Below are 12919 nucleotides of genomic sequence, written 5' to 3' on the forward strand. Positions count from 1 at the left end.
TTAAATCAGAAGCGATCGATGATGGTTTTTATCTCCTCCAGCGTATTCGCCCGATGTAATTCAGCCATATCTTCGTCGCTGGAAAATAATTCCGCTAAGGCCGAGATCATTTCGATATGGCTATCCTTGTCCGGCGCCGCCAGCATCACAATCACATCGACGGGGTCAAACTCACCGGCACCAAAAGAGACACCCTGTTTCAGTTTTAACAATGACAGGCCAAGTCCTTTCGCCCCTTCTTCCGGTCGCGCATGTGGCATTGCCAGCCCTGGAGCCAGCACATAGTAGGGACCTAACGTGTGGTGCTGCTCGATGATAGCCGTGACATATTCCGGCGCAATGACCTGCAAATCCAGCAGCGGTTTCGCGCACAGTTCCAGCGCCTGGGGCCAGCTTTCAACGCTATCCTGTAGGATGATGGTTGTATCATATATCCACTTTTTGAGCATTTTTCACTCCCGCTAAAGACCAGACATGGGCAAACTCTATTCAACCCATCAATCAATGACTGCGATCGCGATCACAAAGATAGCGCTACCAACGACTAACATGCAGAACTGTGATAGCGCTATCAAATTGCTATCATGGTGCGAAATCACAGCAAAAAAAGGGATTTAAGGCGTATACTGCCTGTCACGTAAAATGAAGGATGAAACTGAATCGCGTCCTGTCAGCAGGAAGATGTATGTCTTTAACCCGAAAACGGCGCAGTACCGGAAAAGTAACGCTCGCGGATGTCGCACAGCTTGCCGGCGTAGGCACGATGACTGTTTCCCGTGCCCTCCGCACGCCCGAACAGGTTTCCGATAAACTGCGTGAAAAAATTGAAGCCGCGGTGCAGGAGCTGGGTTATATGCCCAATCTTGCCGCCAGCGCACTGGCATCGGCGTCGTCATGGACGATCGCGATGGTAGTTCCCAACCTTTCCGAAGCTGGCTGTTCCGAGATGTTCGCCGGGCTACAGCAGGTGCTCCAGCCAGCCGGATACCAGATCATGCTGGCGGAATCTCAGCATCGTCTTGAACAGGAAGAGAAACTGCTCGAAACGCTGCTGGCCTCGAATATCGCCGCGGCGATACTGCTCAGCGTCGAGCACTCCGATACCGTACGCCACTGGCTGAAAAACGCCTCTATCCCGGTGATGGAAATGGGTGCAATGCGTGCCGATCCGATTGATATGAATATCGGGATTGATAACGTCGCCGCCATGTATGAACTTACCGAGATGGTGATTCAGCGTGGCTACCAGAATATCGGCCTGCTGTGCGCTAACCAGGAGCAGTGGATTTTTCAGCAGCATTTGCAGGGCTGGTACAAGGCGATGCTGCGCCACCACCTGTCGCCGAACAGAGTGATTAATGCCGCCATGCCGCCGAACTTCTCCACCGGTGCGGCACAACTGCCAGAGTTCCTGCTGGCGTGGCCGGAACTGGATGCGCTGGTGTGCGTATCAGATGAACTGGCCTGCGGCGCGCTGTATGAGTGCCAGCGTCGACGCATCAAAGTGCCGGACGATTTAGCGGTCGTGGGCTTTGGCGACAGCGACGTCAGCCGCGTCTGCCAGCCGCCGCTGACAACGATGGCAGTACCGCATCGCAAGATTGGGATTGAAGCCGGGAAAGCGTTACTGGAACGTCTGAATGACGGAGACTGGCGCGATCATAAACCCATCGCGTCCAGCCTGTGTCTGCGGGAAAGCTGTTAAGGCTTACTCAGCCTCTTCCTCTTTTTCCGCCTTATTTTCCGGTTTAGCGGATTCGTTTTTGGCGTTGCGGGTCATCCACAGCGCCAGTGCTTTAAGGGAATCGGGCGTGAACTCGTCGCAACGCGCAGTAATCTCTTCCGGCGTCATCCAGCACACTTCACTCACTTCCTCTTCCTGCAAGGCGAAAGGTCCGTGGGAAACGCAGCTGAACAGCCCGCCCCAGACGCGACAATGTTCATCTTCGAAATAAAATTGCCCGTGCTCGGCAAACGGCACGCCAGCGATACCTAACTCTTCTTCCGCTTCACGACGCGCGGAATCCAGCAATACTTCATCGGCCTGCACGACGCCACCCGCTGTGGCATCCAGCATACCAGGAAGAAAATCTTTGGTGTCGGTGCGACGCTGGACCAGAATCTTGCCCATGCCGTCATGAACAACGATGTAAGTCGCGCGGTGACGCAGACGCTCCGCACGCATTTGTTCGCGGCTGGCCTGCGCGATCACTTCATTCTCTTCGCTGACAATGTCAACCCACTCAGTACTTGCCAAATGATTCTGCTCCACCATCGGGAAACCTTCTCGTCTAAGCGCTCTTTTGGCGCGTTTGCAGTTGTGGTGTAACTTACGGATTAATCGCTATCTGCGCAATAACTTGCTGATCATTAAGTGCGATAACGCTTAATGTCCCGTCTTCATACATGCCGTAGCTTGCCGGATTGCCGCCTTTAGGAATGCTGACAGACCCGGGATTAAAGTGATAAAACGCCCCGCGTTTTTCCGCCACCGGAATATGAGTATGACCATAAACCAGGACATCGCCAGCGGCGAGTGACGGCAGGTTATCCGGGCCGAACAGGTGCCCGTGGGTCAGGAACAAACGGCTGTTTTCCATCAACACCTGTTGCCAGGGAGCGGTGATGGGAAAATTCAGCAGCATCTGGTCAACTTCGCTGTCACAGTTGCCGCGAACGGCGATAATGCGCGAGGCAAAATGATTAAGTTTTTCCGCCACCTGCGCGGGAGCGTAGCCTTCCGGCAACGCATTGCGTGGGCCGTGGTTTAACACGTCGCCCAGGATCACCAGCCATTGCGCTCCGCTTTGGGCGAACAGAGAAAGCACGCGTTCGGTCGCGGGCAGCGATCCATGAATATCCGACGCAAACATCAGTTTCATCAGTTACTCCTCAGGAATTCAGACTGCCCCTATCATACCTCAAGCGCCCCGTCTTATCAGCCCGCGCGCTTAGCAGAGAGTGCCAGATAGCGCTGTACCGACGCGCGTTGCCACTGGAATGTGGCGTAATCCACCAGCAGCTGTGGGACGTCATCGCCATTGAGGATCAAGCGATTGAGCATCAGCGCCAGATCGGTGTCGGCAATACACCACTCGCCAAACAGGTTGGGGTTACCCTGCGCCAGCAGCGATGACGCAGTTTCGATCAGCTTCCGGGCGCTGGATAAGCCTTCCTCGCTGAGGGCGGGCTTTTTGACGCCAGCGAACACCACATCCGTAGAGCGTTCTGTGCGAATCGGCACCAGGTCGCTACGCAGCCATGCCTGGATCTGGCGGGCGCGGGCGCGCTTTTGCAGATCGTGAGGATAGATGCGTTCCCACTCTGGCGGGGCAAAGCGGTCCTCAAGATACTCGTCAATCGCCGAGGATTCACTCAACTCAAAACCGTCGATCTCCAGCACAGGGACTCGGCGAGTGAGCGCGTAGCCCTGCCACTGGGGCTTCAGATGTTCGCCGCTGTCCAGGTCGACGGTTTTCAGACTAAAAGTAAGCCCCTTTTCTGCCAGCGCCACATAAACGCTCATGACATAAGGAGAAAAAAAGTTCGCATCGGACCACAACGTTATTACAGGCTGGCTCATAACATCCTCATCGGCTGATCGGTTTTCACTCAACATATAATCTCTTTGCCTCGCTGTCACTTGATGAAAACTCACGATTTACAACAAGCACCTATACTGATTTTTTATGGCAACACTATTCGCACTGACAGGAGTTGAGAATGATAGATCTCTATTATGCCCCCACCCCTAATGGCCATAAGATCACCCTCTTTCTCGAAGAAGCCGAAGTGGACTACCGGATCATTCGCGTGGATATCAGTAAAGGCGACCAGTTCCGCCCCGTTTTTCTGGCCATATCGCCAAACAATAAAATTCCGGCCATCATTGATAACCTGCCTTCTGACGGCGGCAAACCGTTAAGCCTGTTTGAGTCTGGAGAGATTTTGCTCTATCTGGCAGAGAAAACCGGCAAGCTCCTGAGCGGTGAGTTGCGCGAGCGTCATCACACGCTGCAATGGTTATTCTGGCAGTCGAGCGGCCTGGGGCCAATGCTGGGGCAGAATCACCACTTTACCGCCTATGCGCCGCAGACGATCCCTTACGCCATTGAGCGATATCAGGTCGAAACCCAGCGCCTGTACGGGGTCCTGAACCGTCGGCTGGAAAAATCACCGTGGCTGGGAGGTGAGCATTACAGCATTGCAGATATCGCCTGCTGGCCGTGGATTAACACCCATGAACGCCACCGGATCGATCTGGCCACTTATCCGGCAGTGAACAACTGGTTTGAGCGCATCCGGACGCGCCCGGCCACCGAACGCGCCATGCAAAAAATCCATCAGATTTGAGCCTGCGCCCCGTTGGGTGCAGGTGTTTTCCTCATGTATGATGAGGTGAAAATACTGACACGGAGAAGACCTGCAATGTCCCAGCATGACGCTATTATTCGTATAAAAAACTTACGCTTACGCACGTTCATTGGTATCAAAGAGGAGGAGATCGCGAATCGCCAGGATATCGTGGTGAATGTAGTGATCCACTACCCGGCAGACAAGGCGCGTGCCAGCGAGGACATCAATGACGCGCTGAACTATCGCACGATCACCAAAAGCATCATCCAGTACGTTGAGAACAACCGTTTTGCGCTACTGGAAAAATTAACTCAGGATGTGCTCGACATCGCACGCGAACACCACTGGGTCACTTATGCTGAAGTGGAGATCGATAAACTTCACGCCCTGCGCTACGCCGACTCCGTCTCCATGACGTTAAGCTGGCAGCGCCAGGCGTAAACCTGGAGGTTGTATGAAGATCCTGCTCACCGGCGGTACGGGCCTGATTGGTCGCCATCTCATTCCACGTTTGCAGGCGTTGCATCACGACATTACCGTGGTCACGCGCAGCCCGGAGAAAGCGCGCCAGGTGCTGGGCGTCGGCGTTGAGATCTGGAAAGGCCTGGCGGAAAGGCAGGATCTGAACGGCTTTGACGCCGTCATCAACCTTGCTGGCGAACCTATCGCCGATAAACGCTGGACCGAAGAGCAAAAACAGCGTTTATGCAGCAGCCGCTGGAACATGACCGAAAGGCTGGTTGAGCTGATTCGCAACAGCGAGACGCCGCCTTCGGTGCTGATTTCCGGCTCTGCTACAGGCTACTATGGCGATCTCGGTGAAGTGGTGGTGACCGAAGAGGAGCCGCCGCACAACGAGTTTACCCATAAACTCTGCGCCCAGTGGGAGCGCATCGCCTGCGCGGCGCAAAGCGATCGTACCCGCGTCTGCCTGCTGCGCACCGGCGTGGTACTTGCGCCGAAGGGTGGTATTCTCGGTAAAATGCTGCCGCCGTTTAAAATGGGGCTTGGCGGGCCCATCGGCAATGGTCGTCAGTATCTGGCGTGGATCCATATCGAGGATATGGTCAACGGCATTCTCTGGCTGCTGGATAACGATCTGCGCGGGCCATTTAACATGGTATCCCCTTACCCCGTACGTAATGAACAATTTGCTCACGCCCTGGGGCATGCCCTGCATCGCCCGGCGGTGCTGCGCGTGCCTGCAACGGCGATTCGTCTGTTGATGGGTGAGTCTTCGGTGCTGGTGCTGGGCGGGCAACGCGCGCTGCCAAAACGGCTGGAAGCGGCCGGGTTCACGTTCCGCTGGTATGACCTGGAAGAGGCGCTGGGGGATGTGGTGCAGTGAATATGTTAGAGTTATACGCCATGTCTGGATGAGATGGCGTAACTATGGCAACCATTACCACAACCCGGCTTCACCTCACCCCTTTCGAACCTTCTGACTGGGCGTTCTTCCGCTCTCTGCGTGAAGACCCCGCCATCATGCGCTATATGGCCGCTATCACGCCGGAAAAAGAGACGCGCCGCGTATTTGCCGCGCGCCTGATGGCGGAGCATGTCTTTGTGATCCGTCTGCATAACGACGTTACGCCGCTCGGGGATATCGGCCTGCAAATCAGTGCGGCGAACCGTGAAGAGGCGGATATTGGCTACACGGTTGTGCCTGCCGCGCAGGGAAAAGGCATTGCCAGCGAGGCGCTGCACGCGGTGTGCGAGTATGCATTTAACCAGACGGGCGTGAAGGCGATAAACGCGTACGTGCTGGCAGATAACGTTGGGTCGGTGCGGGTCCTTGAGAAAGCGGGTTTTGTGCGCACGCAGGTGCTGGAGAAGGCGTACGAGATTAAAGGCGTACGGTATGACGACTGGGTGTATCGGCTGGAGTGTTGAATGCCGGGCGGCACTGCGTTTGCCCGGCCTACGGGTTTTGTAGGCCCGGTAAGCGAAGCGCCACCGGGCAATTGGGCGGCTCTGCGGCCTGATGCCCTCACCCCGGCCCTCTCCCACGGGGAGAGGGAGAAAGGCCAAACCTACTTCAACGAGCCTTTCAGGAACTGCTGCAACCGCGGGCTTTGCGGGTTCGCCAGCACCTCATCCGGATGACCCTGCTCTTCAATTTTCCCCTGATGCAGGAAGATAACGTGGTTAGAAACGTTACGGGCGAAGCCCATCTCGTGCGTCACCACCACCATCGTTTTGCCCTCTTCCGCCAGCTTTTGCATGATGCGCAGCACTTCGCCAACGAGTTCAGGATCCAGCGCGGAAGTCGGTTCGTCAAACAGCAACACTTCCGGCTCCATCGCCAGCGCACGGGCGATGGAAACACGCTGCTGCTGCCCCCCTGACAGGTGCACCGGATATTTGATCTGCTGCCGCTCGTCGATACCCACTTTCGCCAGGTATTTGACCGCACGCTCGCGGGCTTCCTGCTTGCTTAAGCCGAGCACCTGAACCGGCGCTTCCATCACGTTCTCCAGCACCGTCATGTGGCTCCAGAGGTTGAAGTGCTGGAACACCATCGTCAGGCGTGTGCGCAGCAGGCGCAGCTGGTTTTTATCCGCCACTTTAAGCTGGCCGTCTTTATCACGGACCATATTAATGTTCTGTCCGCTCACCACAATCGATCCTTCGCTCGGCTTTTCGAGGAAGTTGATGCAGCGCAGGAAGGTACTTTTACCCGAACCTGATGAGCCGATAATACTGATCACGTCGCCCGCGTTAGCCTCCAGCGACACCCCTTTCAGCACTTCATGTTCGCCGTAGCGCTTGTGCAAATCAATTACGTTTAATTTGTTCTCAGCCATCATAAATTCTCAGTGCGTCGACGGTTTTATATGCTGCAACCAGCGTTTTTCAGCCTTACGGAATAGGCTGATCAGGACGTAAGAAATGATCAAATAGAGCACTGCCGCAATGCCAAACGCCGTAAACGGCTGGTAGGTGGCAGAGTTAATATCGCGGGCAATCTTTAACAGATCAGGTACCGTGGCGGTAAACGCCAGTGCCGTCGAATGCAGCATTAAAATCACTTCGTTGCTGTAGGCCGGCAGCGCAATACGCAGCGCCGAAGGCAGAATAATACAGCGGTAGAGCTTCACGGACGAGAAGCCGTACGCGCGCGCCGCCTCGATCTCACCGTGCGGCACAGAACGGATGGCCCCGGCGAAGATCTCGGTGGTATAGGCGCAGGTATTGAGGGTCAGCGCCAGCACCGTACAGTTCAGACCGCTGCGGAAGAACGCGTTCAGCATCTCGGTGCCTTTCACGATCTCCAGCGTGTACATCCCGGAATAGAACACCAGCAGTTGCACGTACAGCGGAGTACCGCGAAACACGTAGGTGAACAGCCAGATAGGGAACTGGATAAATTTATTGTTCGACACGCGGCCAATGGCAAGAAACACCGCCAGAATGCCGCCCATTACCACCGAGGAGATCAGCAGCCACAGCGTGATGGCCACGCCAGTAAAGCGGTAGCCATCCGTCCACAGCAGGGATTTCCAGTACTCCTGAATAATCTCAATCACAGGTCAGCCCTCTTCACACCCACGGAGTAGCGACGTTCGAGCAGAAGCAGCACACCATTGGAGACGGTCGTAAAGACCAGATAGATCACGCCGCAAACCACCGCAAAATAGAACGGTTCCCAGGTGCTTTTACCTGCCAGTTGCGTGGCCTTCACCACATCTTCTAGACCCAGCAGGGAGACCAGCGCCGTAGCCTTGAGAATAACCTGCCAGTTGTTACCGATGCCCGGCAGCGCGTAGCGCATCATGGCCGGGAACATGATCCGGCGAAACGTTTGTGAGGAGGTAAAACCGTAGGCGGTTGCCGCTTCAATATGCCCTTTCGGCACGGCCATGTAAGCGCCGCGGAAAGTCTCAGTGAAATAGGCACCGTAGATAAAACCAAGGGTAATAATACCGGCCACCATCGGGTCGATATCGATCTGCTCCATGCCGATGGCATCCGTCACGCCGTTAAGTGCGATTTGCAGGCCGTAAAAGATCAGCAGCATCAGCACCAGGTCAGGCACGCCGCGAATCAGCGTGGTATAGCCTTCAAATATCAGCGCCAGCGGTCTGTTGGCGGATAATTTTGCCCCCGCGCCCGCCAGGCCTATCAGCACCGCCAGCACCACGGAGCTGATAGCCAGCTCAAGGGTGACAAGCGCGCCCTGTAAAATAACGCCAGAAAATCCGTACAGCATACCGCGTGCCCTGTCGTCTCGTGAGTGGTGGAACCGTGTCTTTTCCCCTCCCGCAACGGGAGGGGCCGCACGTTATCAGACGGGGCGATTAGCCGCCGTAAACGTTAAAATCGAAGTACTTTTTAGCCAGCTTGTCATAGGTGCCGTCCGCGCGCATCTCGGCGAACGCTTTGTTCAGGGCTTCACGCAGTTCGTTGTCTTCTTTACGCAGGCCCATACCGGTACCGACGCCAAAGAGTTTTTCGTCCTTAATGGACGGACCGCCGAACTTGTAATCTTTACCCACAGGCTGTTTCAGGAAGCCTTCGCTTGCCGCCACTTCATCCTGGAATGCCGCGTCAATGCGGCCTGCCGTGAGGTCTGCGTAGATGTTTTCCTGGCCCTGGTAAGAGACAATTTCAATCCCCTTTGGCGCCCAGTGCTCGTTGCCGTAGGTTTCCTGCGTCGTACCCTGCAACACGCCCACGCGTTTGCCTTTCAGAGATTCGAGGGTTGGCTGAATGTCAGAGGATTTGGCCACCACCAGACGGGAATCTGCCGCGTAGAGTTTGTCCGTAAAGGCAATCTCCTGCTGACGTTTTTCTGTGATGGACAGGGAGGACATGATCACGTCAATTTTCTTCGCTTTCAGGGACGGGATCAGCGCATCCAGCGGGTTTTCAACGTAGGTACATTGCGCTTTAATGCGTTTGCACAGCTCGTTAGCCAGATCGATGTCAAAACCGACCAGTTCCCCCTTCGCATTCTTCGATTCGAAAGGTGCATAGGTTGGGTCAGTTCCAATACGAATTTTCTGCGGAATTGCTGCGAATGCCGCGGTGGCGCTGGAAAAAGCCAGTACCAGAGAAAGTGACAACACCAGTTTTTTCATATCTGTCCTCAACAAACTGTCTTAATACGAGATTTTTACGACGACGGGGTGTTGTTAATGTGCCATTAATCCCCTCATTCAGGCAAAGATTAATGCCTTTGAACGGGAATTTTTGCATTTTAAATGCTTAACTATGCACACAGCGATCCAGTATGGTGCATGTGTTGCACCATACTGGAACATAACCCCGTTAAGATGCACCACTTCAGTGCATCTTATTCAGGCATTAATCACCGTAGACGTTGAAATCGAAGTATTTCTTCGCCAGTTTGTCGTAGGTACCGTCTTTACGCAGCTCATTAAACGCTTTGTCGAAGGCGGCTTTCAGCTCGGTATCATCCTTACGCAGGCCAATACCGGTACCGTCGCCAAAGTATTTTTTGTCTTTTACCGACGGGCCGGCAAAGGCGTATTCTTTACCCGCAGGCTGTTTCAGGAAGCCTTCGCTCGCGGCGACTTCATCCTGAAACGCGGCATCCAGACGGCCTGCCGCCAGGTCAGAGTAGATTAGATCCTGGTTCTGGTAAGCCACAACATCGACGCCCTTCTCGCGCCAGTTAGCATTGGCGTAACCTTCCTGGGTCGAGCCCTGAAGCACGCCAACATGTTTGCCTTTCAGCGAGTCGATGGTCGGCTGGATTGGCGAGCCTTTCGCGGCAATCAGACGTGAGTCGGCAGCGTAGAGCTTCTCAGAGAAGGCGATCTCCTGCTGACGTTTTTCCGTGATGGAAAGAGAAGAGATAATGGCATCAATTTTCTTGGCTTTCAGCGACGGGATCAGCGCATCAAAGTCACTGCCCACCCATGTGCATTTCACTTCCATGCGTTTGCACATCTCATTTCCCAGATCGATATCAAACCCCACGAAGTCGCCTTTCGCATCCTTGGAGGAGAATGGCGCGTAAGTTGCGTCTGTACCGATACGAACTGTCTGTGGAAGCGCTGCATAGCTACTTGCTGCTGCACTCAAGCCCACGAGCAAAGACAGAGCCAGAACCGTCTTCTTCATACATTTACCCTCAAGAACCGTGATTTTATTATGGTTTATGTTGTGTGTTGTGTTGCAGGCTGTTCTTGCAGGTCTTATGCCACATTGTCGTCGGGTTAAAACTACGACGTTAAATATGTTAATAAAACGTTGCGATACTGCCTTAATGGTGAAAGATAGCAGGTCTGCCGAACGAACCGGAAAGAGAAAAAGGGAAAAAGCGGATTAAATGTCGAGGATATGATCGCGGTTGCAGTTTTGCCCTGAAACAGGGCAAATTGTCTTTTCATGCACCTTGTTTGTGCACAGCTTCACGCCCCCTGCCAGCGGGTAAAGAGATCTTCCGGCAGGTCGATATCGAACTGATCCAGTACGCGGTTAACGGTCTGGTTGATGACATCGTCCAGCGTTTGCGGACGATGATAGAACGCGGGGACCGGCGGCATAATCACGGCCCCCAGTTCGGCTGCCTGCGTCATTAAACGCAGATGTCCCAGGTGCAGCGGCGTTTCCCGCACGCAGAGCACCAGAGGACGACGCTCTTTCAGCACCACATCCGCTGCACGCGTCACCAGCGTGTCGGTATAGCTGTTTACAATGCCGGAAAGGGTTTTAATCGAACAGGGCAAAATAACCATGCCGGCCGTTTTAAACGAGCCCGAAGAGATGCTGGCGGCGATATCGCGGGCATCGTGGACAACGTCAGCCAGGGCCTGAACGTCGCGCAGAGAGAGATCGGTTTCAAGAGAGAGGGTCTGACGCGCCGCCTGGCTCATCACCAGATGGGTTTCTACGCCTGCAACGTCACGCAGCACCTGTAAAAGCCGGACGCCATAAATCGCGCCGCTGGCACCGCTGATCCCTACAATGAGTCGTTTCATGATTTTCGCCCTTGCTGATTTCAGGGCAGACTGTGCAGGATTTTACGGGGAGTTGCAAGTGAGGGCGAGCGCCCTCACCTGCATACGCATCAACCTTCGTTGTGCATCTCTAAGCTTTCGAGATCGTTTTGCAGCTGGACGGCTTTCGCATCGTCGTTACGCAGCGAATCCAGATAGTCGAGATACTGCTGGTCAACGTCTTTCGTTACGTAGATCCCATTGAATACCGAGCATTCGAACTGCTGAATATCCGGGTTCTCGGCGCGCACCGCGTCGATCAAATCGTTCAGATCCTGGAAAATCAGGCCGTCGGCACCGATGATCTGCCGAATTTCGTCTACTTCACGACCGTGAGCAATCAGCTCATTAGCGGTTGGCATATCAATGCCATACACGTTCGGGAAGCGAATTTCCGGCGCTGCGGAGGCGAGATACACTTTCTTCGCCCCGGCCTCACGCGCCATCTCGATGATCTGCTCAGACGTCGTGCCGCGCACAATGGAGTCGTCCACCAGCAGCACGTTCTTGTCGCGGAACTCGGCACGGTTAGCGTTCAGCTTACGACGTACGGACTTACGACGCAGCTGCTGGCCCGGCATGATAAAGGTGCGGCCCACGTAGCGGTTTTTTACGAAGCCCTGACGGTACGGCTTGTCCAGAATACGGGCAATTTCCAGCGCGATATCACAGGAGGTTTCAGGGATTGGGATCACGACATCAATGTCGAGATCGTCCCACTCGCGGGCAATCTTCTCGCCCAGCTTCGTCCCCATGTTGACGCGCGCGCTGTAAACGGAAATCTTGTCGATGAACGAGTCCGGACGCGCGAAGTAAACGTATTCGAACAGGCACGGGTTGCTCACCGGGTTGTCGGCGCACTGACGGGTAAACAGCTGGCCCTTCTCAGTGATGTAGACCGCTTCGCCTGGCGCGACATCACGCAGGAATTCGAAGCCCAGAGTGTCCAGCGCCACGCTTTCGGAGGCAACCATGTACTCGGAACGGCCATCGCCGAGGTCACGTTTGCCGAGCACCAGCGGGCGAATGCCATTTGGATCGCGGAAGGCCACCATGCCGTGACCGATGATCATCGCCACGCAAGCGTACGCGCCACGGATCAGGCGGTTAGTCGCGGCAACGGCGGCAAAAATGTTGTCTGCTTCCAGCGGATAATGGCGGAAGTTATCCAGTTCGCTGGCAAAGATATTGAGCAGGATTTCAGAATCAGAGGTGGTGTTAATGTGGCGACGTTTCTCTTCGAACAGCTTTTTACGCAGCTCGTGGGCATTGGTCAGATTGCCATTGTGGGCAAGCGTGATGCCATACGGGGAGTTAACGTAAAAAGGCTGAGCCTCAGAGGCGCTGGAACTGCCAGCAGTAGGATAACGAACGTGACCGATCCCCATATTACCTTGCAGACGCTGCATATGGCGGGCTTCAAACACATCGTTTACCAGGCCATTCGCCTTGCGTAAACGGAAGCAGTTGTTTGCATCAATGGTGATGATACCCGCAGCATCCTGCCCACGGTGCTGAAGCACCGTTAACGCGTCATAAATCGACTGGTTTACCGGCATGAAACCGGCGATACCGACAATACCGCACATTCG

General features: G+C 54.8%; 16 protein-coding genes. 5 read left to right on the forward strand and 11 right to left on the reverse strand.

Translation table 11 applies throughout. The features are described from left to right. Positions 1 to 5 precede the first annotated feature (5 nt). Positions 6 to 449: a PTS sugar transporter subunit IIA gene (locus O1721_RS19530; protein WP_032648961.1), complete on the reverse strand. Its 444-nt coding sequence runs from the start codon at positions 447 to 449 to the stop codon at positions 6 to 8. Between the two features lie 236 nt (positions 450 to 685). Here O1721_RS19530 and O1721_RS19535 point away from each other — a divergent pair, with 236 nt between their 5' ends. Next, the gene (locus O1721_RS19535) at positions 686 to 1705 is read left to right on the forward strand and encodes a LacI family DNA-binding transcriptional regulator (RefSeq protein WP_017383439.1); all 1020 of its coding nucleotides are present in this window, start codon (positions 686 to 688) and stop codon (positions 1703 to 1705) included. A gap of 3 nt (positions 1706 to 1708) precedes the next feature. On the opposite strand, the gene yfcD is transcribed toward O1721_RS19535, so the two are convergent. Genes yfcD through yfcF form a run of 3 tightly spaced genes read right to left on the reverse strand, consistent with a single transcriptional unit; the run spans position 1709 to position 3583 of the window. Continuing rightward, positions 1709 to 2275: an NUDIX hydrolase YfcD gene (yfcD, locus tag O1721_RS19540; RefSeq protein WP_006811396.1), complete on the reverse strand. Its 567-nt coding sequence runs from the start codon at positions 2273 to 2275 to the stop codon at positions 1709 to 1711. Between the two features lie 55 nt (positions 2276 to 2330). Next, the gene (gene yfcE / locus O1721_RS19545; protein ID WP_003861437.1) at positions 2331 to 2882 is read right to left on the reverse strand and encodes a phosphodiesterase; all 552 of its coding nucleotides are present in this window, start codon (positions 2880 to 2882) and stop codon (positions 2331 to 2333) included. A 56-nt stretch (positions 2883 to 2938) separates the two neighbouring features. After that, positions 2939 to 3583 carry a glutathione transferase gene (yfcF, locus tag O1721_RS19550; RefSeq protein ID WP_017692996.1) on the reverse strand — a complete coding sequence of 215 codons (645 nt, stop codon included), beginning with the start codon at positions 3581 to 3583 and terminating at the stop codon, positions 2939 to 2941. 140 nt (positions 3584 to 3723) lie between these two features. Between yfcF and yfcG the strand changes: the two genes are divergently transcribed. From yfcG to O1721_RS19570, 4 genes are all read left to right on the forward strand, one after another. Further along, positions 3724 to 4353: a GSH-dependent disulfide bond oxidoreductase gene (yfcG, locus tag O1721_RS19555; RefSeq protein WP_003861434.1), complete on the forward strand. Its 630-nt coding sequence runs from the start codon at positions 3724 to 3726 to the stop codon at positions 4351 to 4353. Between the two features lie 75 nt (positions 4354 to 4428). Continuing rightward, positions 4429 to 4797: a dihydroneopterin triphosphate 2'-epimerase gene (folX, locus tag O1721_RS19560; protein WP_003861432.1), complete on the forward strand. Its 369-nt coding sequence runs from the start codon at positions 4429 to 4431 to the stop codon at positions 4795 to 4797. A 13-nt stretch (positions 4798 to 4810) separates the two neighbouring features. Continuing rightward, complete coding sequence (locus O1721_RS19565) at positions 4811 to 5704, forward strand: TIGR01777 family oxidoreductase (RefSeq protein ID WP_032648963.1); 894 nt, start codon at positions 4811 to 4813, stop codon at positions 5702 to 5704. Between the two features lie 44 nt (positions 5705 to 5748). Then, entirely contained in the window at positions 5749 to 6249 is a 501-nt protein-coding gene (locus O1721_RS19570) for a GNAT family N-acetyltransferase (protein WP_017383443.1), read from the forward strand. Positions 6250 to 6389: 140 nt separating this feature from the next. On the opposite strand, the gene hisP is transcribed toward O1721_RS19570, so the two are convergent. The 7 genes from hisP to purF all read right to left on the reverse strand — a co-directional run bounded on the left by hisP (position 6390) and on the right by purF (position 12916). Then, the gene (hisP, locus tag O1721_RS19575; RefSeq protein WP_003861426.1) at positions 6390 to 7163 is read right to left on the reverse strand and encodes a histidine ABC transporter ATP-binding protein HisP; all 774 of its coding nucleotides are present in this window, start codon (positions 7161 to 7163) and stop codon (positions 6390 to 6392) included. 9 nt (positions 7164 to 7172) lie between these two features. Beyond that, positions 7173 to 7886, reverse strand: a complete 714-nt coding sequence (locus tag O1721_RS19580) for an ABC transporter permease (RefSeq protein WP_003861424.1) — start codon at positions 7884 to 7886, stop codon at positions 7173 to 7175. Continuing rightward, positions 7883 to 8569, reverse strand: a complete 687-nt coding sequence (locus O1721_RS19585) for a histidine ABC transporter permease HisQ (RefSeq protein ID WP_015572256.1) — start codon at positions 8567 to 8569, stop codon at positions 7883 to 7885. The genes O1721_RS19580 and O1721_RS19585 overlap by 4 nt, the downstream gene beginning before the upstream one ends. Before the next feature lie 88 nt (positions 8570 to 8657). After that, positions 8658 to 9440, reverse strand: a complete 783-nt coding sequence (gene hisJ / locus O1721_RS19590; RefSeq protein ID WP_003861421.1) for a histidine ABC transporter substrate-binding protein HisJ — start codon at positions 9438 to 9440, stop codon at positions 8658 to 8660. 226 nt (positions 9441 to 9666) lie between these two features. Then, on the reverse strand, positions 9667 to 10449 hold the full coding sequence (gene argT, locus O1721_RS19595; protein ID WP_015572255.1) for a lysine/arginine/ornithine ABC transporter substrate-binding protein ArgT: 783 nt from the start codon (positions 10447 to 10449) through the stop codon (positions 9667 to 9669). Positions 10450 to 10739: 290 nt separating this feature from the next. Further along, positions 10740 to 11309, reverse strand: coding sequence for a UbiX family flavin prenyltransferase (locus tag O1721_RS19600; protein ID WP_015572254.1), 570 nt, complete (start codon positions 11307 to 11309; stop codon positions 10740 to 10742). A gap of 89 nt (positions 11310 to 11398) precedes the next feature. Continuing rightward, positions 11399 to 12916 carry an amidophosphoribosyltransferase gene (purF, locus tag O1721_RS19605; RefSeq protein ID WP_006811407.1) on the reverse strand — a complete coding sequence of 506 codons (1518 nt, stop codon included), beginning with the start codon at positions 12914 to 12916 and terminating at the stop codon, positions 11399 to 11401. Positions 12917 to 12919 lie beyond the last annotated feature (3 nt).

Source organism: Enterobacter cloacae complex sp. HYC033_NIDB, from assembly GCF_056673335.1.

Bases quoted from the DNA above. Each gene is read 5' to 3' on its own strand.
- O1721_RS19530 (WP_032648961.1), bottom strand. From the start codon at position 449: ATGCTCAAAAAGTGGATATATGATACAACCATCATCCTACAGGATAGC.
- O1721_RS19535 (WP_017383439.1), top strand. From the start codon at position 686: ATGTCTTTAACCCGAAAACGGCGCAGTACCGGAAAAGTAACGCTCGCG.
- yfcD (WP_006811396.1), bottom strand. From the start codon at position 2,275: ATGGTGGAGCAGAATCATTTGGCAAGTACTGAGTGGGTTGACATTGTC.
- yfcE (WP_003861437.1), bottom strand. From the start codon at position 2,882: ATGAAACTGATGTTTGCGTCGGATATTCATGGATCGCTGCCCGCGACC.
- yfcF (WP_017692996.1), bottom strand. From the start codon at position 3,583: ATGAGCCAGCCTGTAATAACGTTGTGGTCCGATGCGAACTTTTTTTCT.
- yfcG (WP_003861434.1), top strand. From the start codon at position 3,724: ATGATAGATCTCTATTATGCCCCCACCCCTAATGGCCATAAGATCACC.
- folX (WP_003861432.1), top strand. From the start codon at position 4,429: ATGTCCCAGCATGACGCTATTATTCGTATAAAAAACTTACGCTTACGC.
- O1721_RS19565 (WP_032648963.1), top strand. From the start codon at position 4,811: ATGAAGATCCTGCTCACCGGCGGTACGGGCCTGATTGGTCGCCATCTC.
- O1721_RS19570 (WP_017383443.1), top strand. From the start codon at position 5,749: ATGGCAACCATTACCACAACCCGGCTTCACCTCACCCCTTTCGAACCT.
- hisP (WP_003861426.1), bottom strand. From the start codon at position 7,163: ATGGCTGAGAACAAATTAAACGTAATTGATTTGCACAAGCGCTACGGC.
- O1721_RS19585 (WP_015572256.1), bottom strand. From the start codon at position 8,569: ATGCTGTACGGATTTTCTGGCGTTATTTTACAGGGCGCGCTTGTCACC.
- hisJ (WP_003861421.1), bottom strand. From the start codon at position 9,440: ATGAAAAAACTGGTGTTGTCACTTTCTCTGGTACTGGCTTTTTCCAGC.
- argT (WP_015572255.1), bottom strand. From the start codon at position 10,449: ATGAAGAAGACGGTTCTGGCTCTGTCTTTGCTCGTGGGCTTGAGTGCA.
- O1721_RS19600 (WP_015572254.1), bottom strand. From the start codon at position 11,309: ATGAAACGACTCATTGTAGGGATCAGCGGTGCCAGCGGCGCGATTTAT.
- purF (WP_006811407.1), bottom strand. From the start codon at position 12,916: ATGTGCGGTATTGTCGGTATCGCCGGTTTCATGCCGGTAAACCAGTCG.